The 25,161-nt window shown below is 49.5% G+C and carries 22 protein-coding genes and 2 pseudogenes; 5 read left to right on the top strand and 19 right to left on the bottom strand.

The features are described 5' to 3' along the window. Nucleotides 1-26: 26 nt before the first annotated feature. The 10 genes and pseudogenes from VXK30_RS00880 to VXK30_RS00835 all read right to left on the bottom strand — a co-directional run bounded on the left by VXK30_RS00880 (nucleotide 27) and on the right by VXK30_RS00835 (nucleotide 15,408). A complete protein-coding gene (locus VXK30_RS00880) occupies nucleotides 27-212 on the bottom strand; it encodes a DpnD/PcfM family protein (RefSeq protein WP_275714803.1) in 186 nt (61 codons plus the stop codon). Then, nucleotides 209-1,168 (bottom strand): DUF3991 and TOPRIM domain-containing protein, encoded by a 960-nt coding sequence (locus VXK30_RS00875; protein ID WP_275714805.1) that lies wholly within the window; start codon nucleotides 1,166-1,168, stop codon nucleotides 209-211. The genes VXK30_RS00880 and VXK30_RS00875 overlap by 4 nt, the downstream gene beginning before the upstream one ends. 210 nt (nucleotides 1,169-1,378) lie before the next feature. Further along, complete coding sequence (locus VXK30_RS00870; protein WP_275714807.1) at nucleotides 1,379-1,588, bottom strand: hypothetical protein; 210 nt, start codon at nucleotides 1,586-1,588, stop codon at nucleotides 1,379-1,381. 108 nt (nucleotides 1,589-1,696) lie between these two features. After that, nucleotides 1,697-3,553: an ATP-binding protein gene (locus VXK30_RS00865; protein WP_275714809.1), complete on the bottom strand. Its 1,857-nt coding sequence runs from the start codon at nucleotides 3,551-3,553 to the stop codon at nucleotides 1,697-1,699. After that, nucleotides 3,546-4,685 (bottom strand): SIR2 family protein, encoded by a 1,140-nt coding sequence (locus tag VXK30_RS00860; RefSeq protein WP_275714811.1) that lies wholly within the window; start codon nucleotides 4,683-4,685, stop codon nucleotides 3,546-3,548. The genes VXK30_RS00865 and VXK30_RS00860 overlap by 8 nt, the downstream gene beginning before the upstream one ends. 225 nt (nucleotides 4,686-4,910) lie before the next feature. Then, nucleotides 4,911-5,240, bottom strand: coding sequence for a DUF6664 family protein (locus tag VXK30_RS00855; protein ID WP_275714812.1), 330 nt, complete (start codon nucleotides 5,238-5,240; stop codon nucleotides 4,911-4,913). Nucleotides 5,241-5,304: 64 nt separating this feature from the next. Continuing rightward, nucleotides 5,305-6,360: a hypothetical protein gene (locus VXK30_RS00850; protein ID WP_275714814.1), complete on the bottom strand. Its 1,056-nt coding sequence runs from the start codon at nucleotides 6,358-6,360 to the stop codon at nucleotides 5,305-5,307. A gap of 55 nt (nucleotides 6,361-6,415) precedes the next feature. Further along, a complete protein-coding gene (gene ltrA, locus VXK30_RS00845; RefSeq protein ID WP_275714816.1) occupies nucleotides 6,416-8,266 on the bottom strand; it encodes a group II intron reverse transcriptase/maturase in 1,851 nt (616 codons plus the stop codon). Nucleotides 8,267-8,974: 708 nt separating this feature from the next. Next, nucleotides 8,975-12,832 (bottom strand): annotated as a pseudogene (locus tag VXK30_RS17150) (SNF2-related protein); the annotation flags it as partial. Between the two features lie 2,219 nt (nucleotides 12,833-15,051). Continuing rightward, nucleotides 15,052-15,408, bottom strand: a complete 357-nt coding sequence (locus VXK30_RS00835; RefSeq protein ID WP_275714820.1) for a TnpV protein — start codon at nucleotides 15,406-15,408, stop codon at nucleotides 15,052-15,054. Between the two features lie 172 nt (nucleotides 15,409-15,580). On the opposite strand from VXK30_RS00835, the gene VXK30_RS00830 reads away from it, so the two are divergent. Together VXK30_RS00830 and VXK30_RS00825 are read left to right on the top strand one after the other, a co-directional pair. Beyond that, nucleotides 15,581-15,985 (top strand): hypothetical protein, encoded by a 405-nt coding sequence (locus tag VXK30_RS00830; RefSeq protein ID WP_275714822.1) that lies wholly within the window; start codon nucleotides 15,581-15,583, stop codon nucleotides 15,983-15,985. 42 nt (nucleotides 15,986-16,027) lie between these two features. Next, on the top strand, nucleotides 16,028-16,300 hold the full coding sequence (locus VXK30_RS00825; RefSeq protein WP_275714824.1) for a hypothetical protein: 273 nt from the start codon (nucleotides 16,028-16,030) through the stop codon (nucleotides 16,298-16,300). A 54-nt stretch (nucleotides 16,301-16,354) separates the two neighbouring features. Here VXK30_RS00825 and VXK30_RS00820 read toward each other — a convergent pair whose 3' ends face one another. The 9 genes from VXK30_RS00820 to VXK30_RS00780 all read right to left on the bottom strand — a co-directional run bounded on the left by VXK30_RS00820 (nucleotide 16,355) and on the right by VXK30_RS00780 (nucleotide 23,234). Further along, a complete protein-coding gene (locus VXK30_RS00820) occupies nucleotides 16,355-16,867 on the bottom strand; it encodes a hypothetical protein (protein WP_275714826.1) in 513 nt (170 codons plus the stop codon). 62 nt (nucleotides 16,868-16,929) lie between these two features. Beyond that, nucleotides 16,930-17,652: a hypothetical protein gene (locus VXK30_RS00815; RefSeq protein WP_275714828.1), complete on the bottom strand. Its 723-nt coding sequence runs from the start codon at nucleotides 17,650-17,652 to the stop codon at nucleotides 16,930-16,932. 13 nt (nucleotides 17,653-17,665) lie between these two features. Next, nucleotides 17,666-18,784, bottom strand: coding sequence for a hypothetical protein (locus tag VXK30_RS00810; protein ID WP_275714829.1), 1,119 nt, complete (start codon nucleotides 18,782-18,784; stop codon nucleotides 17,666-17,668). Between the two features lie 309 nt (nucleotides 18,785-19,093). Beyond that, nucleotides 19,094-20,026 carry a ParB/RepB/Spo0J family partition protein gene (locus VXK30_RS00805; RefSeq protein WP_275714831.1) on the bottom strand — a complete coding sequence of 311 codons (933 nt, stop codon included), beginning with the start codon at nucleotides 20,024-20,026 and terminating at the stop codon, nucleotides 19,094-19,096. Next, entirely contained in the window at nucleotides 19,989-20,804 is an 816-nt protein-coding gene (locus tag VXK30_RS00800; RefSeq protein ID WP_275714833.1) for a ParA family protein, read from the bottom strand. The genes VXK30_RS00805 and VXK30_RS00800 overlap by 38 nt, the downstream gene beginning before the upstream one ends. 142 nt (nucleotides 20,805-20,946) lie before the next feature. Further along, nucleotides 20,947-21,135: a hypothetical protein gene (locus VXK30_RS00795; protein ID WP_275714835.1), complete on the bottom strand. Its 189-nt coding sequence runs from the start codon at nucleotides 21,133-21,135 to the stop codon at nucleotides 20,947-20,949. A 123-nt stretch (nucleotides 21,136-21,258) separates the two neighbouring features. Then, nucleotides 21,259-21,807 (bottom strand): hypothetical protein, encoded by a 549-nt coding sequence (locus tag VXK30_RS00790; RefSeq protein ID WP_275714837.1) that lies wholly within the window; start codon nucleotides 21,805-21,807, stop codon nucleotides 21,259-21,261. Then, on the bottom strand, nucleotides 21,800-22,378 hold the full coding sequence (locus VXK30_RS00785) for a hypothetical protein (RefSeq protein ID WP_275714839.1): 579 nt from the start codon (nucleotides 22,376-22,378) through the stop codon (nucleotides 21,800-21,802). Before VXK30_RS00785 ends, VXK30_RS00790 begins: the two co-directional genes overlap by 8 nt. A gap of 418 nt (nucleotides 22,379-22,796) precedes the next feature. Next, complete coding sequence (locus VXK30_RS00780; RefSeq protein ID WP_329494581.1) at nucleotides 22,797-23,234, bottom strand: site-specific integrase; 438 nt, start codon at nucleotides 23,232-23,234, stop codon at nucleotides 22,797-22,799. On the opposite strand from VXK30_RS00780, the gene VXK30_RS00775 reads away from it, so the two are divergent. The 3 genes and pseudogenes from VXK30_RS00775 to VXK30_RS00765 form a co-directional block, all read left to right on the top strand. After that, complete coding sequence (locus VXK30_RS00775; RefSeq protein WP_275714841.1) at nucleotides 23,197-24,336, top strand: recombinase family protein; 1,140 nt, start codon at nucleotides 23,197-23,199, stop codon at nucleotides 24,334-24,336. The genes VXK30_RS00780 and VXK30_RS00775 overlap by 38 nt on opposite strands. A gap of 92 nt (nucleotides 24,337-24,428) precedes the next feature. Further along, on the top strand, nucleotides 24,429-24,710 hold the full coding sequence (locus VXK30_RS00770; RefSeq protein WP_195198690.1) for a DUF4314 domain-containing protein: 282 nt from the start codon (nucleotides 24,429-24,431) through the stop codon (nucleotides 24,708-24,710). Further along, nucleotides 24,707-25,063: pseudogene (locus tag VXK30_RS00765) on the top strand (hypothetical protein); the annotation flags it as partial. The gene VXK30_RS00770 and the pseudogene VXK30_RS00765, both read left to right, overlap by 4 nt. Nucleotides 25,064-25,161 lie beyond the last annotated feature (98 nt).

Below are 25,161 nucleotides of genomic sequence, written 5' to 3'. Positions count from 1 at the left end.
GGCTCACCAGCCGGAAAAGGGAGCGGTCAACGTTCACGGCTGCGCCTTGCTGGAACAGTAAAAGCCACGCCTTGAAAATGATCGGCGTCTAAAACATATTCGCCGTTTTTCCATTGGCGCTCTACAAGCTCCCGCGCCTGTAATGCACTTTCGGCTTCAACCGTCACGGTCATGGAAAGGGATTCTCTAATCTGAACTTCATACTCTTTCATCGTGCATAGTTCCTTTCTTTGACATGTGTTCGGGGCAAATTCAAGCAGTCACACAGGTAGTCGTTATAGTCCTTGCCGGAGGGGGGCGGCTCGTCCGTCACAGCGTACCGATTTGGCAGAACGGCCACAATCGCTTTGGTGGCAAGCCGTCCCGCAAGGTCGTTATCCAGATGCAAATGAATGTGGGATATTTCCGGGTGGCCTTTGAGGTACTGCGTGAGTGCAGGCGGCAGGGCGCTGTCCTCAATATTCTGCTTCGGCTTATATACGCCGGAAAGGGAAAGCAAATCGCCGTCATAACCATGCTGAGGCTGAATTGCTTTAAGTGTTGCAAATGAAAGCAAATCAATGGCCGATTCAAACAGGTGCAGGTTCTTACCACCGTTTGGCAGGGCGAAAGAATACCGTTTGTCGCTTCCGGTTACATCACCCTTGAAGTCGCCGCTAATTCCACGAATACTGGCATAGCGCGGGATTCTGTCTTTATCGCAGCCCACAAAGACGGCATTACAATATTCGCCCTTACGGGTTTGGTACAAAATCTGCGAGTCGACGCAATAGCGGATAAGCTCCCGGCTGATCCCGCGCTGCATTAGATACCGTTCGACCTCCGTAATGCTTTTGTCCATCGGGGGGAGGGCAAAGGGGGTTGATAGCTTTTGTGCCTTGGGCATGAAAACAGGCGGCTTGATTGCCGCCTGCCCCATGATCTGCTCCACTGCTTCTGTGAAGCTCATACCGTTTACCTTGATGAGATAGTCGAGCGCGGAGCGCCCGCCGATTCCCCGGCTGTGCCAGCACCACTTGCCGTTGGATATTTTCAAGCTGTCGTGTGTGCGGGTGCAATAGACGTTGCCGGAAAAGTGAACAAGCTCCTTCGGCTCGTAGTTTTGGAGATAAGTCAGCAAGTCCATTTGCTTGGCTTCCAAAATCACCTCAGGATCGATATATGGCATGAAAACACCTCCCGATATGAAATTAGCCGATTGGCTTTTACACCAATCGGCTATGTAGAAGGATTTTCAAAATTTGATGCGATAATGGGGAGGAAACTCCAAATTGTACCGCATAAACATAATGCAGAACTCAATGTTATGTCCTGCAATCATCGCTACAAATCGGAATTGTGATATTGCCATAAGATAGCATGTAATGCAGATAGCAACTTACTTTTTAAATCTTCGAGAGATATTCTCCCCGCCTTCAGAAATCAACTCCATAGTATGTTCAGATACATAATCGGTTGCTCTATGCCACTCATTTTTAAACTTAAAGAATAAATTACCATTTATTTCTTTGGTGGGGCAAGTGTAACTTCTTCCACCAGTGGTAATCTGAAGCCAATTCAAGATTCGATTAATTCCAAGTATCAACATAAAATATTTCCTCCAAAATTCCGCTATGTTGCCGGTAATAATAGTTTTAACACAAACACAATGAGATTTATTATAAATCTCCGATTTTGAAAATATGAATCGTTGTTGTCATTCAATATACCATTTTTCGGATATTTTCGCATTATCACTATCCGGTTTTGGAGATGCCTGCTCGAACTTAGTAAGCGTGGGAAGATTTATTGCGGTTCCAAATACAAGCGCGTGTCCAGTTTGCAAGTAGGTAAGTCTATCAATCATCCCTTGATTAACATAGGGAACCATTTTTGCAATATATTGAAGATCGTCGGGATTTTGGACACGGTGGATTATGAAATTGCTGCACTGAGAAACAACAGTTTTTGACAACTCGCTTGGACGTTGAGATGAGATGCCCATAAGCAGACCAAATTTCCGTCCTTCCTTTGCAATACGTTCAAAAATGTTGTACCCTAGAACCCCATAATTACTTTCATTTCTAACAAACCTATGAGCTTCTTCTATTATGAAGTTTATTGGCATATCAGCTTTGCTATCCATTCGCTTGAGATGATCAAGCAGAAGCTTCGCAAGAACCTTAGTAACCACTTCTGCAGACGAATCATCAAGCAAGCTGATGTCAATGTTCACTATCTGATGTTCGCCAAGAAGATCATTTACATACGCTTCAATCGACTCAAATTCTGTTTTCGTCAATATCTTCCCTTGTATGCCGTCATTCAATGCTTGAAGCCTTGTGATAAGCGTTGATGTATACTCTTGAATCCGTTGAGAACTTATGCTTCCCTCATAGAAAGTAGCAAATTGAACAGCTTCAAGGAATTGCTGCATTGTATATGTAACTTGTTTTGCCACGACAAGAGAATCGGCAAGATCATTTTTTATGAAGGCCTGCACAAAATTAATAGCAGCCTCTTCATTTATGAAAGCTCCATAATGCATTGTAATTGCATTTCTGAGGGTTGTTGCTTCATCAATCATGACATCCAAGTTTATTGCCTCAGTTTTGAATGTGGTCAATACCCCTTTCACTTTATCAGACTTAGATGCAGAAGTGTCCGAACTATTGATAATCCCAAGTACAGTGCTTGCCAAAATATGATTCTTTACATCGTCATCGTGATTATCCGGGTCGAAGAAACTCCTTGCAAGATCAATAGCACGTTTCAAAATGGGAACTTGTGTTTTTTCTGTTGCATGTAGCAGAATTGCCCAGTCGTCAGCAGTCAATGCCCATACAGGAATCTCCAAGCGATTTTCTTGCTCAGTGCTTTCCGAAGCGACAAGACATTTTACTTTTATTTGCGGATTAACAGCAGTGATTGAAGAAAATGCCTGAGCGTATTCGCCGTTTGAGTCTATGATAACTAACTTCGCCCCACGTGCAGAGTAGTTCGTTTTCAAGAAAATATTTTGTATAATTGTAGCTATGGTATTTGATTTTCCGGCACCTGTGTTGCCAAAGACAGCAAAATGGAAGCCAAAGAATTTATCTATGTTTAGCTTGACTGAATAATCTGGAAAAATCACAGACGAACCAATGGGTAGCAGTTTAGCTCTTGTCGAACCTTCTGTCTCCTTTATAGTTTCTTCCTCGTCTGAGACTTCAAGCATCGTAATCAGGTCATTTTCGGAGATGATATTAACCTCTGAGAAAATAAGCGGCATTTTTGAAACGCCAAAGAAGAACTTATTCGATATAATTTCTCCGATCAGGTTAATGTTAAGTTGACGGCTACTATTGGGTTTGCTCATTGGCTTACTGGTTAGCACGGGTTTTTCTTCAACACCAGTGATTTCTCCAATAATTGTTCGTCCAATGTCATAGATAGAAACATATGATCCCACTTCACCAACAAAGCGGATTCCATCCATTGTATTTACATAGTTTCCGAGAGACTCATACATCTCAGCAACGATACCGCGTTGACTTATGGAGACTAATTTTCCAATGCTGCGACTATTCATTTTTTGCCTCCGCTTCGAATTCCTTGATCAATTCGTTTGCCGGTTGCATTTGAAATTCTTCAACCACATCAGGGTGTATTGTTGGAAGCACGGATTCTACAACATTCTTAAAATAATGCACTTTATCCTCTGAATTGATTACTGTAATACGCGAATCGTTTAGTGCAATCAACTTGTCTATATTTGCGCCCTGCCCGAATACTACCAGCCGGAAAGAAGGGACTGCCAGAGCGTTCAAAATGATTCGATTAATATGATCGTCGCCAAAACTATATCCCATGACAATGAGAACTCCGTTCTTTTGAACCAGCCGATTTTCCATTGCTCTAAACAAGTCAGAGTACGGTGTCATTAGCGTAGTACGGTCTTTGAGCGGTGTTGGATAGATCATTACGGTATCATCATCTGATATAGATTCATAGTCCTGTTCCCATACTTGCTCATCTTTTCGCACCCAAGAAATCGAACCGTGTATTTTCATAAGATTGAAAAAAGATGATACTCGTTCCCATACATCGCGGCTGAGATTCATGTTATCTACATACATGTAGTTATAACTTGCAGGTGAAAATTTGCGCTTGTATGTTCCTGCAAAACCGTTATTGTATGGGAAACCAAGTTCATCGAGAGCCATTTCGTTGAAAAGGTCGTAGTTTGTGGTAAATATGCTGATAGGATTTTTCCTTGTACGCTGGGTAATCTTAGCGTAGAAATCCTTATATATAGCTTTCACTTCTACGCTGGTCAACCCCGAAATAATACTCTTTCGAAGATAATTACGCACATCTTTAGTTTTCTCCGTGGCTTGTGCATCCATTTCAACGATCTGATTTGCTATTTGGACTGCGCCTAACGCCTCAATCAGTTTTTCGAGATTCTTATCAAAGCGTCCGTTCATTTTTTCTCCTGCAATATCAAAGGCTGGCTTTTCAGAAAAGAAGCCATCATATATTGCAGCCATGCCTGGTATTCCGGTTTCCCGTCCGTCAATTACATTGCTCGAACATCCTGCACCAATTAAGAAGCTTAGATTATCAATTTGAAGGAACTGAGCTACCTCGTTACGCAGTGCTTCAATAGATATGTCTTGCTTCTCTTTTCCCCGGTAATAGCAAATGCTTTTGTCAGCCACATTAATCCCTCCATTTAACGAAATAATGATTGATAGTGTCAAGTTTGTATATTGAAATGCTCATTGCTATAATTAGCAACTGGTATCCTAGCCTCAACTTCAACTAGCTATCAGGAAGGTTACTATTATCTTTATAATATCATCAGCCCCTTAGAAAGTCCATAAAAATGCAAAAGCGGCGTTGGTTTTAAGCCAACGCCGCTTTTACGATACTGATATATTCGGTTAAAGTGCGCCTATCTTCTTGAGGTAGGCAAAATTGTCCGTGTGTCCCCGGAAGTAGATTTGCCGCCGTTCCATATCCTCAAGCTGCCTTGTCAGACTGAGATACCGCAGCAGGATTTCATGCTCAGCGGCAGAAAGCGTAATCGCACCCGCGCCCTCCAAAATCTGCTCGATGAAAGGGTGCGCCTGTTGCAGTTGGTCAACCTGTTTCCGAAAATCAGCATACTCGCCGTCGATCTGAGAAAGGTCGGTGGCGATGTCGCTGTCGATTTCGGGAAAAGCGTTTGCGATTCGCTCGGCCAGGTTATAGAAAGAATCTTTTGGGTTCAAAACATCATCCCCTTGGTTTTTATTTTACTATACTCACCTCCGAAAGTAGCCGCAAATGTGTGATTTATCTTTCCCGGCCTGCGAGTTGCAGGACAGGCGCCATGTCCGCCTCATCAGGGGAAGCATCCAGAACGGTGTGGTCTTTCTCATCCATGTTCAGCAAAGAATTAACCTCTTTCAGCCGCAGGGATTTGGTTTGATATTCCTGCTCCTGCGGGAACGGACGGCTGACCTCTCCCTGCGCCGCTTCCACTTGCTTTCTGGTGTCGGCAAGGCTTTCCTCGCAGTTATGAAGCGAAGCGGCAAAGCCCTCAAAGGCGTTGTCCAGACGGGTGATGTTGCCGTGGATGTCCGTCCCCAATTTGACCGTATGGGAGAGTGCGCCGGAAAGGGTAACGCGGTATTCCTTTGCGTAGCTGTCAAAGGACAGTATCATTTGGAAGCCCCGATATTCGCCCAACGCCACGGGGTCGGGGGAAGTCATGACTTTACAGGCTTCGATGATGGCCTTGCCCGCCTCGGCTTTTTCGGCATAAATTTTCCCGCCTACGGTCATAGGCGGGAAGCGGTCTTTGTCGGCAGGGTATTTCGCCACATTTGCGATGTCGGCCTTATAGCCCTTAATCCGTTCGGTGAGCCTTTTTATCGCCTGCGGATACTCCTTCAAAATCTTATCCTCCAGAGCGTATCGCTGGCTCAAATGGCTTGCTTGCAGGATTTTGAGCTTGTTTACATCCATTTCAAGCTGACATTTTTCAATGATAAGCGGATTGCCCGTCGCCAACGCCTTAATCTCAGCATAGGAAAGGGCGGTTTCGTCCACATCCTCGGCAATGCGGACGGGGGTTTTAGAGGTCATAATCTGAGCGATAAACTTCTGCTTGTTTTCCACAAGCTGATAGAGATAGCTGTCGAAGGTTCCCTCGGTGACATAGCGGAAAATCTCAACTTCGGGATTTTTGTTGCCCTGCCGGACGATTCGCCCAAGGCGCTGAGCAAGGTCGCTGGGCCTCCACGATAGCGATAGGTAAGGCCTGAGCGGCGCGACAGCGCCGCTTTCCACCTTTTCCCCCGCTTCACACCGTGCATGCGAGTTTTCCCGCACACGGCGTTCCATCATTATGAAAACATCGTTAGATTGATACGAAATTCAAAGCTAAGAAACTGTTTGTGGTTCAGATGCCCGCGTTGCCTGCCAACAAACGCAAGCTGTTGATTTTTTCGAGTGCTTTTTTGTCCGGTTGAATCAGATTCAGATATGCAGTTATCGTTTCGGGGTTAGTAGCGTGTATCAACAAATGAACATTACGGTGGAGTATCACCAGATTCTCGTATTTGTCCATGCCACCCTTACAGAGCGGCACCTTGTGGTGGCAGTGGATTTCATCAACCCACAGCTCCTTGCCCGTGACTGCACACTTGCCGTACTGCGCCGCATAGAGGGAGATTCGGTTATCCATATATTCAACACTTCGGCGCGGCTCCTTGATTCGCATCAGCATAAGCATGACCGTCGTATTGATTTTCAGGTTTTTATGGATTTCCTCTCTGCCTTCCGGCGTGTAATTGCATATCTTCTTCTTTTTGAACATGGGAGTCTGCGTTTTGATATATCCGACAGGAACAACGGTTTTGCTGCTTACAAAGCGGATTTGTCTGCTGTCCCCATAATGCTTGCGGATATACACTTCGTTGATTTGCCCCTTTTTGGAGAACCTGCCATAGAGCCGATTTTTCATCACCGTGGACACATTCCTGTGGATTTGTGCACAATCGGACGCTATCATTGTTGCAAAGCGATAGTAGTTATGGATGCCGATTGCCATTGAGTTGTACAAGGCGATTTCTTTTGCTTCATCATCCCTGTCCTGTGCGTGGGCAATCCATTTCACATGAGCAATGAGCTTGTCTGTTTCTTTGAAGATTGCTTTGGGCGTCATATGCGACTTAACAACATAGCCATTTCGTTTTCTGACCGCTTTTAGCTCAAACCCAAGAAATTCGGAATAGTGCCTTTTGAGATTGATGATTTTCGACTTTTCTTCACTGATGTCAAGCCGTAGCCGTTCTTTCAGCCAATGCTTTGTGGCGATAAACACCTTTTCGGCATCACTTCTTTTCCGGCAAAACAACTTGAAATCGTCAGCATAGCGGACGATATACACTTCCTTGAGCTTTGTAGTATTGCGAAAAGCACCGTAAATAGAGGATTTGTTCTTTGTGCCATTTGGTCTGATTTCGCACTTATACTCGTGCCGGGTCGGCATATTCTCCCACTGGGAAGCAATCCACCAGTCCAGTTCATTGAGCACAATATTGGAAAGCAGCGGCGAGAGGATACCACCCTGCGGCGTTCCCTCTATTGGATATACCGTATCACCATTTGGCATGACGATTGGCGCTTTCAGCATCTCGCGGATAATGCACACCAGCTTTTTATCCCTGATACCCATATGCCAGATTTGCTGTATCAGCTTCGTATGGTTTACATGGTCGAAGAAGCCCTTGATATCCACATCTACAACAAAGTGCAGATTTTGAAGCTGTATCATTTTATAGCACTGGGCGATTGCGTTCTCAGCGGAGCGATTTGGACGGAAGCCGTTGCTGCGTTCAAAGAATTTCGCTTCACATATCGGCTCCATGACCTGCATGATACATTGCTGTACCAACCGGTCAACCATCGTTGGAATTCCAAGAGGACGCATTTTCCCGTTGGGTTTCGGGATTTCGACCCGCCTGACAGGCTTTGGCTTGTAGTAGGACAATTTTCTACGCACAAGACAGACATAGTCATCCACAGACATCTTTTCAATGTCCACGATGGTTTTTCCGTCTGTGCCGGCAGTATTGCTGCCTCCGTTTTTCTTGATGTTTCGGTATGCGAGCCGGATATTTTCTTCACTGCTGATAATATCCATCAGCCTTGTAAAGATTTTTCCCTGCCCACTGTCCGCATACAGCTTGTCAAACGTTAGCTGCAAATCATAATATTCGCTGTGTCTCAGTTTCTTTTGCTTTGTCATAGGCAACACCCCTTTCGGGCTGTTTTTCTTTGTCTTACTCGAAGCTATGAAGTTTCGTTACCTATAACTATTTTTCATAATGACTTGTGGCTGTTGCTCTGCCCACATTACAAGGGCTTCATAGCTCATGCCACTACTTTCGCAGCAATTAAAGGTGCTTATTGTTCTTCGCACCACCGCATAAAATGCGTTATGCTGTTTCCCACGTTCCAATAATTCTATCTGTACATATATACTTAGGTGCTTGCTCTGAGCCTGTCAGCTTGACAGCGCCTGTAACGCTGTAAGGTGGTTCGTAACTGCCATTTCTACTAAACCTCACTGACTGCCATTTTTCAGACCGGCGCACATTTTTATGCGCTCCGCGGTTTAGACCCGTACATTCGCAAGTTCGTCAGGCGTTTCCACCATTCTCACCATATATATTTTGTAGACCCCCGGCGTATAGGCTGCGGCGTCCACCTCTGGACACCTTTCGTTTGCGTTGTATCACAGCCGCACTTACGGCAGCTTTCCGCCGACTTTACCGAGCTTCAGACCGCATTTCTGCCGCCTGTCGGAGTATCAGGGAAGGCATTTCAGGGCGTTACCCCTTCATTCTACCTATTGAATTATCAGTTCTATGAAGCATTTTTCTGCGGCTCCTTTCAATCCGTTATATAGTTTCAGCTTCACGCCTAACCTTTTCAGTTAGGAACGTGTCGCACGACAATCAAGGTCATGCAAAGCGATCAGCCTGTCCTGCACGTTCGTACCCGCACCCATTTTCTGCGTACTGCCCATCAGGACACGAATTTGCCCCTTGCGTACCTTTGCGAAAAGCTCCTTTTTCTTGACTTCGGTATTGGCGTCATGGATAAAAGCGATTTCTTCCTCGGGTATGCCTTTGGCGATGAGTTTCTGTTTCAAATCGTCATAGACATTAAATTTGCCGTCGCCGTGGGGCGTGGAAAGGTCGCAGAAAACAAGCTGTGCTGACCGCTTTTCCCGTGTGTCCTCCCAAATGCGGAACACATTGTCCGCACAAACGGCAACCTTACCGTCCGGGTCGTCGGGCAGCATTTCATTGATGAGCCTTTGGTCGAGTGCCAGCTTGCGCCCGTCGTTCGTCACCTTGAGCATATTGTCAACAGTGGGGTCAACATCGCCTTTGCGGATGGCTTCGGCGCGCTCGGCCAGTTCCGCCACCATGTCCTGCTGCCATGTGCTCGGCTTGATGACCTCGGTGTGGAAATTCGCCTTTGGCACAGGCAGCCTGAGCATATCGGCGGTCTGAATGTCGGCAGTCACCTTGAACATGGACATGAGTTCCGGGAGATTGAAAAATTTGGCGAACCGGGTCTTGGCACGGTATCCGGTTCCCTCCGGCGCAAGCTCGATGGCTGTCACCGTTTCGCCAAAGGTGGAGGCCCATGCGTCAAAATGTTGTAAGCCGTTCTGCACAAGGGCTTTGTACTGGAGATACCGCTGCATGGTGTAGAGTTCAACCATCGAATTGCTGATAGGTGTACCTGTGGCAAACACCGTGCCGCGCCCGCCGGTGAGTTCATCCAGATATTGCGTTTTCATAAACAGGTCGGAGGATTTCTGAGCTTCCACCTGTGCGATGCCGCCCACATTCCGCATTTTTGTAATCAGGAAAAGATTTTTGAAATAGTGGGCTTCGTCGATGAACAGGCGGTCAACGCCGAGTTCCTCGAAGGTAACGACATCATCCTTGCGGCTTTGGTCGGTGAGCTTCTGCAAGCGGACTTCAAGATTTTTCTTCATCTTTTCCATCTGTTTGATGGTGAATTTTTCGCCCCGGTTCCGCTTGACCTCATCAATACCCTCAACCAGTTCATCAATCTGCCGCTCCAGCATGGCTTCCTGCCGTTCCACCGACATGGGGATTTTCTCAAACTGACTATGGCTGATAATTACTGCGTCGTAGTCGCCGGTGGCAATTCGGGCGCAAAACTTCTTGCGGTTCTTGGTTTCAAAGTCCTTCTTCGTGGCGACAAGGATATTCGCAGAAGGATAAAGCTGTAAAAACTCAGCCGCCCACTGCTCGGTGATGTGATTGGGGACGACGATAAGGCTTTTGTGAGCCAGTCCAAGCCGCTTGCTTTCCATAGCGGCCGCAACCATCTCAAAGGTCTTGCCCGCACCGACCTCATGCGCCAATAAGGTGTTCCCGCCGTAGAGGATATGGGCAATGGCGTCAATCTGGTGTTTCCTCAAAATGATTTCGGGGTTCATACCGGGGAATGTGAGGTGCGAACCGTCATATTCCCGTGGACGAATGGCGTTGAAGCGGTCATTGTAAATCCAGCAGAGCCGTTCACGTCGGGCGGGGTCTTTCCATATCCATTCCTCAAACTTGGAGCGGATAAGCTCCTGTTTGGCCTGCGCTATGGCCGTTTCTTTTTTATTGAGAACACGCTTCTCGGTTCCGTCCGGCTCATATACCTTGTCAAAAACCCGCACATCCCGCAGGTTCAAGCTGTCCTCGATGATTTTATAGGCGTTGATCCGCTGTGTGCCGTAGGTGTTGAAGGAATGGATATTGGAGCGGTCATAGCTTTTTTCGGTGATATTCCACTCGCCCGTGTGCTGGGTATAGAGTACCCGCACCCGTTCCTGCGCATAGCGGGGCGTTTGCAGAAGCTCCACCATAAACTGCTGAACCACATCGGGCGGTATCCACGTTGCGCCTAAACGGACGGAGATTTCGGCGGCAGTGAGGTCTTTCGGCATGGCCGCCTCAAGGGAGCGGACATTTACATCCAAAGAGCCGTCGCCCACAACCGTCTGCGCCGCCTTTGCCTGCGTCAGCTTTTCACGGATATTGCCGGAAAGATACTCGTCGGCGGTCACATAGGTTTTATCCTGCGATTCGGCCTGCCCGATATTAAGGAAGATAACCCCCTCAAGCTCCTTAACGACAGCTTCCTCGCTCATGCCCGTAAGCTGCGCCATGAAAGGAATGTCTACCCTTGCTTTTTCGGCAAGTGAAACAGCCAGCACCTCGTTTGCCGTGTCCACATGGGTAATCGGGATATGGGGCCTGATGGTGCGCTTTTGGAACATATCGGCTTTGCGCTCAAGCTCGCCGTTCTCGTCAAGGACTTCCAGAGAACAAAGCAGGCAGTAGGCGCTGTCCTGTGCGAACGCCATACTGTTGCCCCTTGAATTGATGAGGCCGTATTTTCGGGTAAAGCTGTCGTACAGGCGGTTCAGCTTCGCCTGCTCCGCTTCGATGGCGCGGTCGGGATAATCGCTGGTCTGATAGAAAATGAGGGTGCGAACACATTCCCGCAGTTCAATCAAGCCCTTAATGCGGTTTTGCGCCGTGACGGGCATTTCCACGGGAACCATGATACTGTCTTGGCGGTAGTAGATTTGGCCATCCACTACGGTGTAGGAATAATTGCGCACATTCGGGTCGGCGGGGATGGTGTTTTCTTCCTCTGGCTCGTCCTCATCACGCTCATACTCGGTGATTTCCGCATGGATATTGGCGATGGCTTCGGCAAGCTGCTCCCCAAGGTCACAGTCAGGAAAGGGGATGCAGGATGTGCTGTTTTCGCTTCCATACATCCGTGTGCCGCTGTCGTTGCTCATGGTCCCCAGTATCATATCGGGGTGTTCCACGAAATACGAGTTGACGGGGATTCCGTCCTCGGTCTGCCCCAAATGCACCCAATCCGGCTCAATGTCGATGATTCGGTCACGCTTTTGCAGGAAGATGATGTCCGTCGTAACTTCCGTGCCAGCATTGGCTTTAAACGCCGTCATGGGGAGCCTGATCGCCCCTAAAAGGTCGGCCCTCTGCGCAATATATTTCCTCACAGAGGGATTTTGCTTATCGAGGGTTCCCTTGGAGGTTACAAAGGCGATGATTCCGCCGGGGCGCACCTTATCGAGTGTGCGGGCAAAGAAATAGTCGTGAATGTGGAATTTGTGCTTGTCATACCGCTTATCCGTAACACCGTAACTGCCGAACGGCACGTTGCCGATTGCCAAATCAAAAAAGCTGTCGGGCAGCTCGGTTTTCTCAAAGCCCTGCACGGCGATGTTGTTCCGTTGGTAGAGCTGCCGGGCAATGCGCCCGGTCAGGCTGTCGATTTCCACGCCGAACATTTTACTGCCCGCCATGCTCTCCGGCACAAGGCCGAAGAAATTGCCGATACCGCAGGACGGCTCCAACACATTGCCCGTCTTGAAGCCCATATTCTCCACGGCCTTGTAAATCACTTTGATAACGATGGGAGAGGTATAGTGGGCGTTGAGGGTGGTTGAGCGGGCCGAGTCGTATTCTTCGGGTGAAAGCAGGTCTTTCAGTTCGCGGTATTCATTTTCCCATTGCTTGTTGTCGGGGTCAAACGCCTGCTGTAAGCCGCCCCATCCCACATACTGCGCCAAAATCTCCTGTTCCTCGGGCGTGGCAAAGCGGTTTTCAAGCTCAATATTTTGCAGGGTTTTAATGGCTTCCACATTATTCTTGAATTTGGCCTTTGCTCCGCCTACGCCGAGGTTATCATCCGTAATGCGGTAATTGTGCCGCTCTGCCTGCGGGATTTCGGGATGGGGATCGAATACCTGTGTGCGGCTTCGAGGTGCTGGTTTTTCCCACGCGGGGGTAAAGCGTTCTTCTTCGGGCTGGGAAATACGGTTTTGCACTAACTCACGGTCACGCGGCGCAAGCTCAATCACAATTTCCCTTAGACCGCTGATGGGCTCTTTGCTCTTCTTGGGCGTAATCGGTTCAGGCTCCGGCTGGAGAGGGTCGTACATACGGATAAAGTCAAGGGGTTCGCTGCGGAATATGGGAAAGCCCGCGCTGTTTTGAAAAGTAACATCCCGTAGCTCAATTTTTTCGGCATCCTCGTCCACGCTTTCAACGACAAACTGCCTGCCGTCGATTTCATACCGCTTGCCCACAAGGGATTCGGGCGTTTCTTCTTCTGTAAGGTAGGCGCGTTCGATAAAGTCTGCAACCTCTTTGTAGTCGCCTGTGCCGCCCCGATTTCCGTATTCCTCCAGACCGGCTTCAATCAGTTCGTCGGATACGATATACCCGCGCCAGTCCAGAGCGTCGCGGATTTGGTCTTTCAGTTCCGCATTCGCGTCAATATCCGGCTCCTGCTGCGGTTCCTGTACACCCGCAGCGGTCTTGATAAGGCCGTCGCTTAAGCGGTTTTCCCGCAGTTTGCGGTCAAATTCCTCCCTCGGCATATCCCTTGTGAACAGCGGAAACTTCATGTCCCGCAGCACCACGGCGGCATCGTCAAAGGAGAAAATCTCGTACTCGTCAAGCCCAAGCCAGACAGCTGCTCCAAGCTGAAGGTCATACTCGGCGGCTTCATCGGCAGGGACGGCGGGAGGCTCTTTCGGGATAGACGCAGGGGTGGGCTTTGCCGTTTCTTTTGCGGCTGGTTTATCCTTTGGGAACAGCGTAAATGTGCCGTTTTGGTAGGCGGTCAAATCCCCAAAGGCTTTTTGCATGGACGGATAGCGGCGGTCAAAATCTGCGGTGTTGTCCAGTATCACCGCCATCTGGGAGAGGATTTCCGCAACACGCTCCGGCTCGTCAAGCTGAGGGCGGACGATTTTTACGGCTTCCGCAAAATCCGTGCCGTGAGGAAACGGGCGGGGCAGATCCTCCGGCTGATAGGGATAGAAGCCGACAATACCCCTGGCCAATTCCTGTTTCTCGTATTCGGGCAGATAAGCAAGCTCACGCTCGGTCATATACCGCCCGTCTGCGATAAGCTCATCAATGCGCCTTGCCACCTTCGGCCACGGCAAAATCACCTTGTCGTAGGGCATATGGTTGTTTTCACGGCTGTACGCAATGCCCTTGCTGTCGTACCACTCGTTAAAGCCTGTGCGACCAAAACCACCCGTGCCAAATTCATTTTTTAGAAAATCAGCTTTTTCTTTGGCGGTATGGCTGTACAGGAAATAGGAATAAATTCGGAATTTACCGTGCTGTACGTTCCCGCCGCCGCAAAGCACCCGGTCAATCTCGTCCTGAGTGATAAAGCCCGGACGTGCCGTGGAAACGGATTCATCGGCAGTAAAGACGAGGGGTTCCCGCTGCAAATCCTCAAGATAGCCTAAAATCCTTTGCGGATGATGAGCGGAAAGATGAAAGCGGAGCAGGGAGCGGTCTTGTTCATAGGCGGCGGCAAACTCGGCCAGTCCGTCGATAATATCCTGCCGTTCTGTCGGCTGCGCCAAAATCTCCGCAATGCGCACCGTGCTGTCTGGAAAACCGCATTTGAAGATTTCCTTGTCCATAAAGGAAAATTCAAGCCCGTCGGCAAGGTCTTGGTGCAGATACCACAGGTGGTCGGCTATCGCCTTGATTTCGATACCGTCCGCTTTATCAAGTTCGCTTTGGGACATATACCGCCCCATGTCCAAAAGCTCGCGGATTCGGGCTACGGCCTGCTCCCATGTGATAAGGGAAGTGTCTGCGGTGTTCAGCGCTGTATCGCCCACGGCAATGCGGATGCCGTTTTCACGCCACCAAACGGACACATGATTCCCGCCGAAAATGAAGCCCTTGCCGCCCTTGCCGTATTCGCTCCGCAAAAAAGCGGCGTTTTCGGCTGTGCTGTGGTCTTTCTTGAAATAGGACACAATACGGAGAGGGCTATTTTCCTCGTTGCCGCCGCTGGTCAGCACCTCGTCGATCATCTGCTGGGAAATAGAAAAAGCGGAGGGGGCTTTCGCCGTTTCCTCCGCTTCTCCAAACATAAGGGTAAGCTGCTGATATTCATCTGGCAGGGGCTTTATGCGTATATCAGGTCGTTCAGTATCGTTTCCTCCGCTGCCTGCCGGATGTTGTTCATCAAGCCGACCCATTTCATCTGGTCGCTGGCTTTCAGTTCCTCCGTCACGCCCTCGGTCTGCGCCATCTGCCGGGTCAGAAGCTCCATGCGCTCGTTGGCCGTCTGCTCGATCTCCATCAAATGCTGATTGAGCGTTCCCGCCGTCAGCAGGTTCGTGAACAGGATTCTGCGGTTCTGTTTGAGAAATTTCTTTCTTGCCAATGCGTACTTGCCAAGGACTATCGGAGTGTCTTCCTCCGGGGGCAGAAGATTGGGTACTTGATAATCTCCTTCCATCCGATATGTCAGTTCTTCCATCTTCAAAACTCCTTTCCGTGGTTGATTTTTCAATTCTATTTTCGCCGGATTGCCTTTCGTTTGCAACTGTGCGATTTTGGCGGGCAGCGCCCGCTGGCAATTCGCGCTCCACATCCTGCAAATTTTCAGACTGTAAAGCCCGTGTCCGGGTGTTATTCTGACGTTCAATCCGTTGCAGACTGATTACGGTAGCCGAAATCTCCCGCAGGCAGGTTTCCGAAATATCGCTCGCCGCCGTGCCGAGGGCATTGACGGCACTACGGGTATTGAAGTCGGAGATATATCGGAAATCCTCAAAATCAAGGTATTCTTCCGCGTCGATTCCGCAGCGGGTAAGAAGCATATATGCCACGCTGTTTTGCAGGGCGGTTCGGTATTCCACCTCGACATTCAGCTCGTCCAGTTCTTCCAGAAAGCTGTCCTCCCGGCAATCCATGAGTTCATTCAGATAGTCGGAAAGGTTGTCGTCCACGGCGTTGTGCGCCGCCGAAATGAGGGCGTTGGCAAGGGTGGATTTGTCCGCCAACTCGCCGAAGGAGTTTTCCAAGCCCTCAATGACCTCTGCTTCATACCGTGATTCCATACGCCAAATGGGAACGGGGCGGGCAAAGCGGCTTTCGTGGGTATCGGCAATATCAAAGTAGTGCTTGAGTCTGTAACTGCCGTTGTGTTCGTCATCGAAAACCGCAATGCCTTTTGCCCCTTTGTTCACCCATCTGCCAAACTGCTTGTTCCACTTTTCAATTTCAAGGACGGCGGTGGCGTCGGGGCGCTGGGCGTAAATCAGGATTTGCTCGTCAAAGCGGCATTTGTAGTTCCGGCAGGACGAATGCAGGAACGCCGTCCACGCGGCGGGGGTATTCGTTACGGCTTGTACGGTAGATTCATATAGGCCGGTGATTAACTGATATTTAGACGCCATCGGTCACGCCTCCTTTCGATTGTTTTACCGCTCGTAGCTTTTGGACGGCCTTGCCTTCGGCGGGGCGGTTCTGCCCTGTGCTATATCCGCAGCAACAGCGTGTTCCATCTGCTCAAACTGCTGATAGACACGTCTGCTCTCCTGATAATGGCGGTCATCCAGCGTGATTTCCGCCTTTCCTGGCTCAACCACCACCCGATATTCCCCGGCTGCAATATAGCAGGCATTGCAGACCAGCTCCATATAGGGATAGCCAAGCCGCGAGATATGAAAGGGTGTGACCTTGCACGGACTTTGCCACGAAAAGAGGTTGTGGGCAATGTCCACAACCTGACGGGTGCGATCATCAAAATCACGAATCGCCCGCTTCATCCCGATGAAGTTGATACCGTCCACCGAGATATACCGGCAGGCTGTCGCATACAGCTCCGGGTCATGGGAGAGCAAATAAAAGGCCGCATGATAAGACGCGGGATCATTGTTGTGCGATCCCTTGGTCAATGCGGCCAGCTTCGTAAATCTGTCTGCCTGTGTCATTGAATTTCCCTCACTTTCTAAGGTTGAATAAAATAGCCGGTATTCCGGCAAATCGTTTTTTCTCATCGCTCCGGCTCATTTTTCTTTGGCGGCAGAGGCCGGGGGTTGCCGTCCTTGTCGTATTTCCACGGCTTTGCGGCGGGAACGTCCCAACCGAACATACTCCCGGCAAGCATGGCTGCCTCCTGCGCCCGCGTAACGCCAAAGATTTTATTGGATGTGTCCGCGAACAGGCGGTTTTCCTCCGGGTTGGGCTTTGATCCGTCGCAGCGGGCATATCCCTTTTTATATCGGGATATGGAAATCAGTTCCCCGGTGGAGGGCAGGACGCTGTAACAGGCATCGGGTAAATCATGCTTGCCCGCCAGCTCGGGCAGGAGGTAGCGATTGTCGAAGACAAAAGCGTATATATCATAATCGCCGGGGCGGGGCAGGCAGCGGACATAATAGGAAAAGTCTAGCGTTCGTACCATGTAGCCGCTGCCGCGCGTGGTCAATTCCTTGCCGGGGGTGGCGGCACAGAACGCCGTCAAATTGTCCCGGCTGGCAAAGGGCGGTTTTTGCCCATCATCGCGCAGAGAATTGATAATCTCATCAAACTCGTTCTTGAACGCAGGCGTTTTCAAATGGGGCTGCTGGTCAAACCATGTCGTCCAAAACTCACGCCCATTCCTGCCGAAATCTGCCCGGAGATAGCCGACAGAGCCGTAACGCTCGGCGGCCTCGCCCTCCAGATGGAAAAACAGCAGATTATCCTCTTGTGAGGGTAATAACTCGTATGGCATTTCATTCTCCCCCTTATCTCGCGTCATCCCGATTTTTCGGATTTCGGGCTTTGACAGGCGATGTGGCCTCTCGCTCGCTGTCAGCGCGGGTGTGCAAATCGGCCAGCGCCCTGTCGCGGTCAGAAAAATAATGCCCTAAGTCGTACCCGGAGCGCCCCTCAAGCTGCTGCCAGGTGACAAAGGGCGAAACAGCTTTAGGATTATGGCCCAGCACAAAAGTCTTTTTGCCGACATTTACGCGCTCGGTAATCGTATATCCGGCGACCGTTTCCTGCGGCGCGGATTTGGGAATAGGGTGCCTCGCTGCCTCACGCTCAGCGTTGATGGCATCCAGACGCGCCGCCGCCCATGCGGGCAGCTCCTTCATTTCGCCCTGCACATCATAGCGTTCAAAGCGAGTGCGGCTGCCATCGTTCAGATGGGTGCAGAAAACGGCGTTTCCGCGCGCATTTGCGTTCGCGCCGTTGCCGCCGTCCACCAAAATAAGCTGCCTATCCCCGCGTCTGTATTCCGGGCGCAGAGCCTCGGCTTTGATTGCCACCACCTTGCCGACAATGCTCTGGCTGTAATCGTTGGGGTGGCACTCTTTGGCGGTAATCGGCTCGGACTGATACGCCGCTTTGCCGATTTCGGAAGCGACCTTTTCGATCTGCCCGTGCAGGCTCTTGGTAAACTCCCGCATAATTTCAAGGTAGTCGGAGTCAACGGCGACCTGAGAATACTCGCCAATCAAGCCATTTTCGGTGTATTCGGCTTTCATATAGAAATTGCCGTCCTCCGCTTTGAGGTTCTCAGCCATCAGAATCTCCTGATTCCCGATTTGGATTGACTGCTTGACCTCATAGCCGGTATCGGCCACCATGCGCTTGCTTTGTTCAGCCTCCAGCTTCTCCTGCACCGTTCGCAGCCCTTTCAGAAGCGGCTTGACCTCGGTAACGTAAACATCATGATCGTCAAAGGAGTCTGCGATTTCCTCAATATCCTTGATGGTTTCTTTAACCATATCAAGGTCGGACAGGTATTCCTCCAACTCCGAAATACCGTCCTCCGCCGGGATGTCCCCAAAATGGCCGAGAGAATCATTGTCCTTTAGGAATTTGTACAGATCCTTCGCAAATGTTCTGTTATCCATAAAAATACACTCCTTTATTTGATTCGATATTTGTTACCAGCCGAAAAAGAAAAAGGGGCGTGGCCTGCTCACCAACACCCATTCCCTCATTTTTCTGTAAACAGCCAGTCGGCAAACAGCCATGTCGTGATTCGCAAAAGCACTTGCTTTTTTCATGCTCCATCCCTGTACTTTTCAGCTCCTGTGGACAGTATCTTTCTTTTTCGGCTGGTACAGCAGGTTTTAAGGGGGAGAGTGTGAGAGGGGGAACAGCGCAAAACCCGCAGATGGCATGGGAAAAGGGCAGACTGCCCCCTTGACAACAGCAGCCTATCGTGTGTCGCGGTTGCGTTCACGCTGTTTCCAAAGCTCCAGAGCCTTGATGATGGTATCCTCAATTTTCTGCGTGGGCGTCCCCGGTGCAAAGAATCGGCTGATTTTTTCTCGTGGTATCTTGAATTGTTCCTTTTGGTTGGGTTTTTCCTCCTGCATGATGGAAAGAACAACATTTTCATCGAGCCGCCCCTCCTGCGAAAACTGCCGCAGCTTTATTGATTGAGCGTGGGAAGGGGTGCAGTCCTCAGCTTCCATAGTGTCAAGCAGGGATTTTTGTTGTTCGGCGGGTAAATAGGATAGCTCCACGGCAGGGCGCATAGCGATTTTGCCAGTATCCACCATCTTGAGAATTTCAGGAATTAGCTCCGTTAGGCGAATATAACGGCGTACTTGTTCACGGCTATCGCCACTTTTTTCACCAACAATCTCAACAGAATACTTCCTATCCAACTTCTGCTCCAGTGGTGTAGAAGTTAAATCTGTGCGCTGTCCCTGCCGTTTCATGGCTTCCAGCTTCATTTTATACGCCTTTGCTTTTGAGCTTGGCGGTATTTTTTCACGCTGCAAATTGCTGTCTACCATGATGATGGTAGCTTCATCATGGCTCATCTGACGCACAATACAGGGCATAGTGTCAAGTCCTGCAAGCGTACTTGCCATTTTACGGCGGTGTCCGCTGACCATCTCATACCGCCCGTCCTCTTTTGGCCGGACAAGCGCCGGGGTGTGAACGCCATAGGCTTTCACGCTCTCAACGGTATTCTGCATTTCCTCGTCCATTTCAACGGGATATGGGTGGTCGGGGAAATCGTCGATTTCAGAAATGGGCAGGTCTACCACTTTTTCTCTCTGTGCGTCCTCCCGTTCCTCTTGGGAAGAAAAGAGGTCGTCAGCGGACGGCAGATTTAGACTTAGTTTTTGCGCCATCTGCAAGCACCTCCTTTGTGAAATCGGCATACGCCTGTGCCACCTTGCTCCCTTTGTCATAGGCGAAAATGCTCTTTCCCGTGGTGCTTGTTTCGGCGGCCTTTACAGCGATGGGAATCTGCGTTTTATAGATTTTCAGAACGCCTCCATACTGTCGCTGTATGGTTTCAGCCGTCAGCCGTGCAAGGTTGGTGCGCATATCGGCAAGGGTGAGCAAAATCCCGTCTACTTTTAGTGCGGGATTTAACTTTTTCACCTTGCCGATGGTTTTCATAAGCTGCGTCATGCCCTTGGCGGGGAGATACTGCGCCTGCACTGGAACAATTACACTGTTAGCGGCGGCTAAGGCATTGATCGTAATCATACCCAGGCTCGGCATACAGTCGATAATCACATAGTCGTACTGGTGCCTGACACGGTTCAGATACTCTCGCAAAGTGATTTCGCGGCTCATGGCGGTTACAAGGGTCATTTCCATGCCGGAAAGTTCGATATTGGACGGCAGCAGGTCAACGCCCTCATCATGGTGCAGAATCCCCTCAAAAGGGTCAAAATCCCTTTCATGGATAATGTTATCCATGACTGTGGTGAGCGTAACAGGCAGGCTGTCGTTGTCGGGCCAGCCGAGGGCGGTAGTTAAATCGCCCTGTGGGTCTGCGTCCACAAGAAGCACCTTTTTCCCTTGCATGGCAAGCCCAATGCCGAGGTTTGCCGTGGTCGTGGTCTTGGTGACGCCGCCTTTCTGGTTGCATATCGCTATGACTTTGCCGTTTGACATTGCGGTTTTCCTCCTTTCATGGGATTTAGCCGCCTCGCCCTGAAGCGGGCGAAAACGGCTATGTACGCATTTCCGGGAGGAAATACAAAAAGCCGATTGCTTTGAACAGCGTCAAAAGCAATCGGCTCCCTGCGGATATGTACTATTCAGCTTTATCTGCGGCTTCCGTATCGGTGTCCGTATGAAAGTCTTCCCATGCGGCAGCAATGTCCGCGTCCTTTGCGTTGATGACGAGGGTAATGAGCGTTTCAAGCTCATCGTGATACGCTCCCGCCTCTTTGTCACCGTTTTGAATGGCATTCAAAGCCGTCAACAGTTTCTCTTTGTCCATGCTATGCACCTCCTTCGGTTTAAGATATTACAATTTTACTTTGGGAGGCAGAAAGCCGCAAAGGTGCGAATGATAGGTGAAGAAAAAAGCCGCCTGCCTTTTATGTGGCAAACGGCTATATCCTCAATTCTGCAATTCACGCTCATACAAATAATCAATGGCACTTTTTTTCTGTATGAGATATGTACTGCGGTGATAGATGTGCTTTACCTTTTCATCCTTACACCATGAAAGGATTACGGCAATAGAATGTCCTGTAATCTGCCGTAGCTGTTGCGCAGTCATCATATCGGGATACTCAGCGAATTGTTGTCCAAGATAGCGTTGATAATCCTTAACCTCAGCAAGTCTCTTTAGTTTATAGCAATCTTGATAGCGCCCATTGCGCGGCATTTTCTTATGTTGCCGTTGCTCCCCCGGCAAAAACGGATTGTCAAAATGCTTTGGCAAATAATATTTTGAGGGGTTAGCATCCCTGTTTTCCAAAAACGAAACGATGTCTTGGGTTCTGATTTTATAGCGGCGTGTCTTTTTCTTTGAAGAGATGCATGGGATAAATCCGTTATCAAGATAATACTTTGCCGTCTTTTTGCTGATGTGGCATATCCGATAAAATTGGTCTTTGGTTACAGTTTCGGGGTAGTTGTTCAACAGAAAACTATAATCAGCCATTGGGAACACCCCGCTTTTCCAAGAAGGACATAAAGAGCTTTTGGTAGTCCTGTGCTTGCCCTTTATGTAAGGTGGATTTTCGGGAAATGTTCCGATAATATGGGCTTGTGAGAAAATCAATAAACGCCTCTTTGGTGATTAAAGTTCCTTTGCCAAGCTGCGGCGACTTAATTCGCTGATTTTGGTAGCAAAGGGCTTTGAGCAAATTACGTTCTATCCAGTTGTTGACCGTGGTTTTTACATAACCCGTAAACCGCTGAATATCGGCTGTTATTAACAGTTTCGGGTATTCTTTTAATCGCTTTTCAAAGTAGCTGCGTAACATATCGGTAAAGTCACTGTCGATTTCATTGAAGCATATCAGCTCATATTGATAGCGCAGAATGTCGGTGGTTTTGATTTGCTGTTGCCGCCCCTTGGCTGTGATGTCATATTCAAAAGGGATTTGCCCACATCTTTGAAGGTCATAGACTTTAGATTTGCAGATAGTCAGCATTGCCGCCATCTCTTTTTGGGTCATATACTCCGGGTAGCGTTCACTTTCGGAACGGATAAATTCGTTGTAGTTCATTTGCCTCACTCGCTTTCTTAGATTTGTCAACAGGCAAGCGGCGAAACAAATTTTGTGTTCGTGGAGGATAGAATTTCAGTAGTTCTATCCGAGTTCTATCCAAAATGGGTCAAAAACCCGTTTTTTGAGCCTTATTCGAATTATGCCCGCGTGGTGCGGAAAGTCCGTGTTTTTGTCTAAAAATTCTTGATTCCATGTGGGTTTTATGGTACAATAACTTCTAATAACTGTGGGCAATTTCGGAGGTGGCAGGTTCACTCGAAATCAGTTGAACCGCAAGGTTCCGTGGGTTCGAATCCCACCCGCTCCGCCATCGAAAAGCCAGTAACCATGCGGGGTTGCTGGCTTTTTCTTTATGCCGGAATGGTGTTCTGAGCGGACTTTTTCGCTGTTCTCTCCATTTTTCTGGAGAGAACGGCTACTGCACTGCAAGTCCCAAGCCATTAAGCATTGCGTCAGCCGAAGAAATCTTTGAATTGTAATCGAGATGCGCATAGATGTTTGCCGTGGTCGAGAAATCGCTGTGTCCGAGCCAGTCCTGAATCTGCTTCATGGGAACGCCGTTTGCAAGCATGAGCGAGGCGCAGCTATGTCTCAAATCGTGAAATCTGATCTCTCGAAGCTCATTTGCCCGAAGCAGCTTGCGGAAGCTCTCTGTAACATAATGGGGCTTGATCAGATCGCCAATCTCGTTGATACAGACATATTCCTGATATTCCCTGATGTAGGACCGCCCACAAAGTCTGCGGTTTTCCGCCTGCTCTTCCTTGAGTGCCAGCAACCGCGTTTTCACAAACGGAACAAGCGGCAGCGTTCTCATGCTGGACTTTGTCTTCGTCGTATCGGAGGCAACCAGCGTAAGCTTTCCGTCAATATCGCATGAAGTAACGGTAGCGGAACCATATCGCAGAGGCGAGAACGATCTGCCTGAAATCGACCCGGAGGAAGCGGAAATCGTCCGCAGGATTTTTTCACGGTATCTGATTGGGCACAGCGTAGCCAAAATCATCGCAGACCTTGAGGCGGACGGCATCAAAACGGCGCGGGGGCATAAAAAGTGGAATGACGGCGTGATACGGGGGATGCTTCGAAACGAAAAATATATGGGGGACGCTCTGCTCCAGAAAACCTACATCGCAGACCTTTTCACCCGACAGACCAAGAAAAACACCGGCGAACTCCCCCAATATTATGTGGAGAACAGCCATCCTGCCATCATCGACCGGCTGACCTTTCAGCGGGTGCAGGAAGAAATGGCACGGCGCTCCAGCCTGAAAAAGGTCAGCGCCGCCGCCAAAACCGAGCTTGCCAAATACAGCGGCAAATATGTGCTGACGGAGCTGTTATCCTGCGGGAACTGCGGCAGCCCCTACCGCAGGGTGACATGGACCAGACCGGAAGGCAGGAAAATCGTCTGGCGGTGCATCAACCGTCTGGAGAACGGCAAAAAGTTCTGCAAGGATGCCCCTACGCTGGAGGAAAGCCGGATTCACACTGCGGTGATCAGTGCCATGAACGAAATGTTCAGCCAAAAGAGCTTGAAAGCGATTCTGCAGGACAGCATCCGAACAGCCCTTTTGCCGGAAAACGGCGAAACCAGCCTCGCAGCCATCGACAGCAGGCTGTCCCAACTGCGGGAACAGCAGTACCGGATTCTCCAGCTTGCTGCCGCCGTGGGAGCGGATTCCACCCAATACGATGAAGAACTGAAAAAGGTCAGTATGGAATTCTCCGCACTGGTGGCCAAACGGAGCGAGCTGGAGAAAAACCGGCAGGATACCGAACAGGCGGATGAACGGGCGGAGCAGCTGGCCGCCGAGCTGGAAGCAGTGGACACCGGCATCACCACATTCGATGAGGTCACGGTGCGGCAGCTGATCAGTGCCATCACGGTACTCGGCGAAGAAAAACTGCTTATCCGTTTCAAGGATGGAACAGAGCTTGAGCAGATCATATAAGGGCCACGGCAATCAGGTGCGGGGAAATATCCTGCGCCTGATTTTCTATATTGCATGGAACTGGCAGAAAATTTGAATCAGGAGGAATGAAAATGTTTTTTGATTACCAAAAAGCACAGCGGATGAAGGAGCGGTATCCCAGCGGAACCCGTATCCGCCTGAACAGCATGGAGGACCCATACGCCCCCATTGCGCCGGGTACGGAAGGGACGGTAAATTTTGTGGATGACATCGGCACGCTTCACTGCACCTTTGACAACGGACGCACCCTCGGTGTCGTTCCCGGCGAGGACGGCTTCTCAGTGCTTTCACGTCCGGCACCGTCTGAGCCGGAGGAAAGTCCTACTCAGCAGTTCGGCATGAAAATGGAATGAAGGGAGGCCATACCGTGAAACGAATTACGACAGATGAGCTTCGCGCCATGACAGACCGTGAAGGATTGATTCTTCAAGGCTGCGGCGGGGAGCTTTCAGAATGGGTAAACGGCATCAACGAGCTGCTGACACAGGAAGGTATCCTGCTAAACGGCGATACCTTCAAGGAGGTTTTCGCTTTTGAGCATGACGGCTGCACCAATCTGCTGTTTTCCGTGGAAAATGTGGATTTGCATATGGGAAAGCTCGCCATATGGCGTTTGCAGTCACACAGTGCCTTCGGCGGCACTTGGCTGAGTGATTATCTTCCCAACCGGCTGGGCGTTCATATGGATGAAGCAACTGCACAACAGGACGGCGGCCTTGAAATGAAACAAAGCTACTAACAATTCCAAGCATTTCACCGGCGGAGCTTGCTCTGCCGGGTACATAAAAAAACAGGCTCCCACGG

Source organism: Caproiciproducens sp. CPB-2, from assembly GCF_036287215.1.
GTDB lineage: Bacteria > Bacillota > Clostridia > Oscillospirales > Acutalibacteraceae > Caproiciproducens.
Note: the sequence above shows the minus strand (reverse complement) of the source record. Positions and strands in the feature narration are given on the sequence as shown.

What these genes read in the sequence shown, in the direction of transcription:
- VXK30_RS00880 (WP_275714803.1), bottom strand. Translation starts at nt 212, where the DNA reads ATGAAAGAGTATGAAGTTCAGATTAGAGAATCCCTTTCCATGACCGTG.
- VXK30_RS00875 (WP_275714805.1), bottom strand. Translation starts at nt 1,168, where the DNA reads ATGCCATATATCGATCCTGAGGTGATTTTGGAAGCCAAGCAAATGGAC.
- VXK30_RS00870 (WP_275714807.1), bottom strand. Translation starts at nt 1,588, where the DNA reads ATGTTGATACTTGGAATTAATCGAATCTTGAATTGGCTTCAGATTACC.
- VXK30_RS00865 (WP_275714809.1), bottom strand. Translation starts at nt 3,553, where the DNA reads ATGAATAGTCGCAGCATTGGAAAATTAGTCTCCATAAGTCAACGCGGT.
- VXK30_RS00850 (WP_275714814.1), bottom strand. Translation starts at nt 6,360, where the DNA reads ATGATGGAACGCCGTGTGCGGGAAAACTCGCATGCACGGTGTGAAGCG.
- ltrA (WP_275714816.1), bottom strand. Translation starts at nt 8,266, where the DNA reads ATGACAAAGCAAAAGAAACTGAGACACAGCGAATATTATGATTTGCAG.
- VXK30_RS00835 (WP_275714820.1), bottom strand. Translation starts at nt 15,408, where the DNA reads ATGGAAGAACTGACATATCGGATGGAAGGAGATTATCAAGTACCCAAT.
- VXK30_RS00820 (WP_275714826.1), bottom strand. Translation starts at nt 16,867, where the DNA reads ATGACACAGGCAGACAGATTTACGAAGCTGGCCGCATTGACCAAGGGA.
- VXK30_RS00815 (WP_275714828.1), bottom strand. Translation starts at nt 17,652, where the DNA reads ATGCCATACGAGTTATTACCCTCACAAGAGGATAATCTGCTGTTTTTC.
- VXK30_RS00810 (WP_275714829.1), bottom strand. Translation starts at nt 18,784, where the DNA reads ATGGATAACAGAACATTTGCGAAGGATCTGTACAAATTCCTAAAGGAC.
- VXK30_RS00805 (WP_275714831.1), bottom strand. Translation starts at nt 20,026, where the DNA reads ATGGCGCAAAAACTAAGTCTAAATCTGCCGTCCGCTGACGACCTCTTT.
- VXK30_RS00800 (WP_275714833.1), bottom strand. Translation starts at nt 20,804, where the DNA reads ATGTCAAACGGCAAAGTCATAGCGATATGCAACCAGAAAGGCGGCGTC.
- VXK30_RS00795 (WP_275714835.1), bottom strand. Translation starts at nt 21,135, where the DNA reads ATGGACAAAGAGAAACTGTTGACGGCTTTGAATGCCATTCAAAACGGT.
- VXK30_RS00790 (WP_275714837.1), bottom strand. Translation starts at nt 21,807, where the DNA reads ATGGCTGATTATAGTTTTCTGTTGAACAACTACCCCGAAACTGTAACC.
- VXK30_RS00785 (WP_275714839.1), bottom strand. Translation starts at nt 22,378, where the DNA reads ATGAACTACAACGAATTTATCCGTTCCGAAAGTGAACGCTACCCGGAG.
- VXK30_RS00775 (WP_275714841.1), top strand. Translation starts at nt 23,197, where the DNA reads ATGCTGGACTTTGTCTTCGTCGTATCGGAGGCAACCAGCGTAAGCTTT.
- VXK30_RS00770 (WP_195198690.1), top strand. Translation starts at nt 24,429, where the DNA reads ATGTTTTTTGATTACCAAAAAGCACAGCGGATGAAGGAGCGGTATCCC.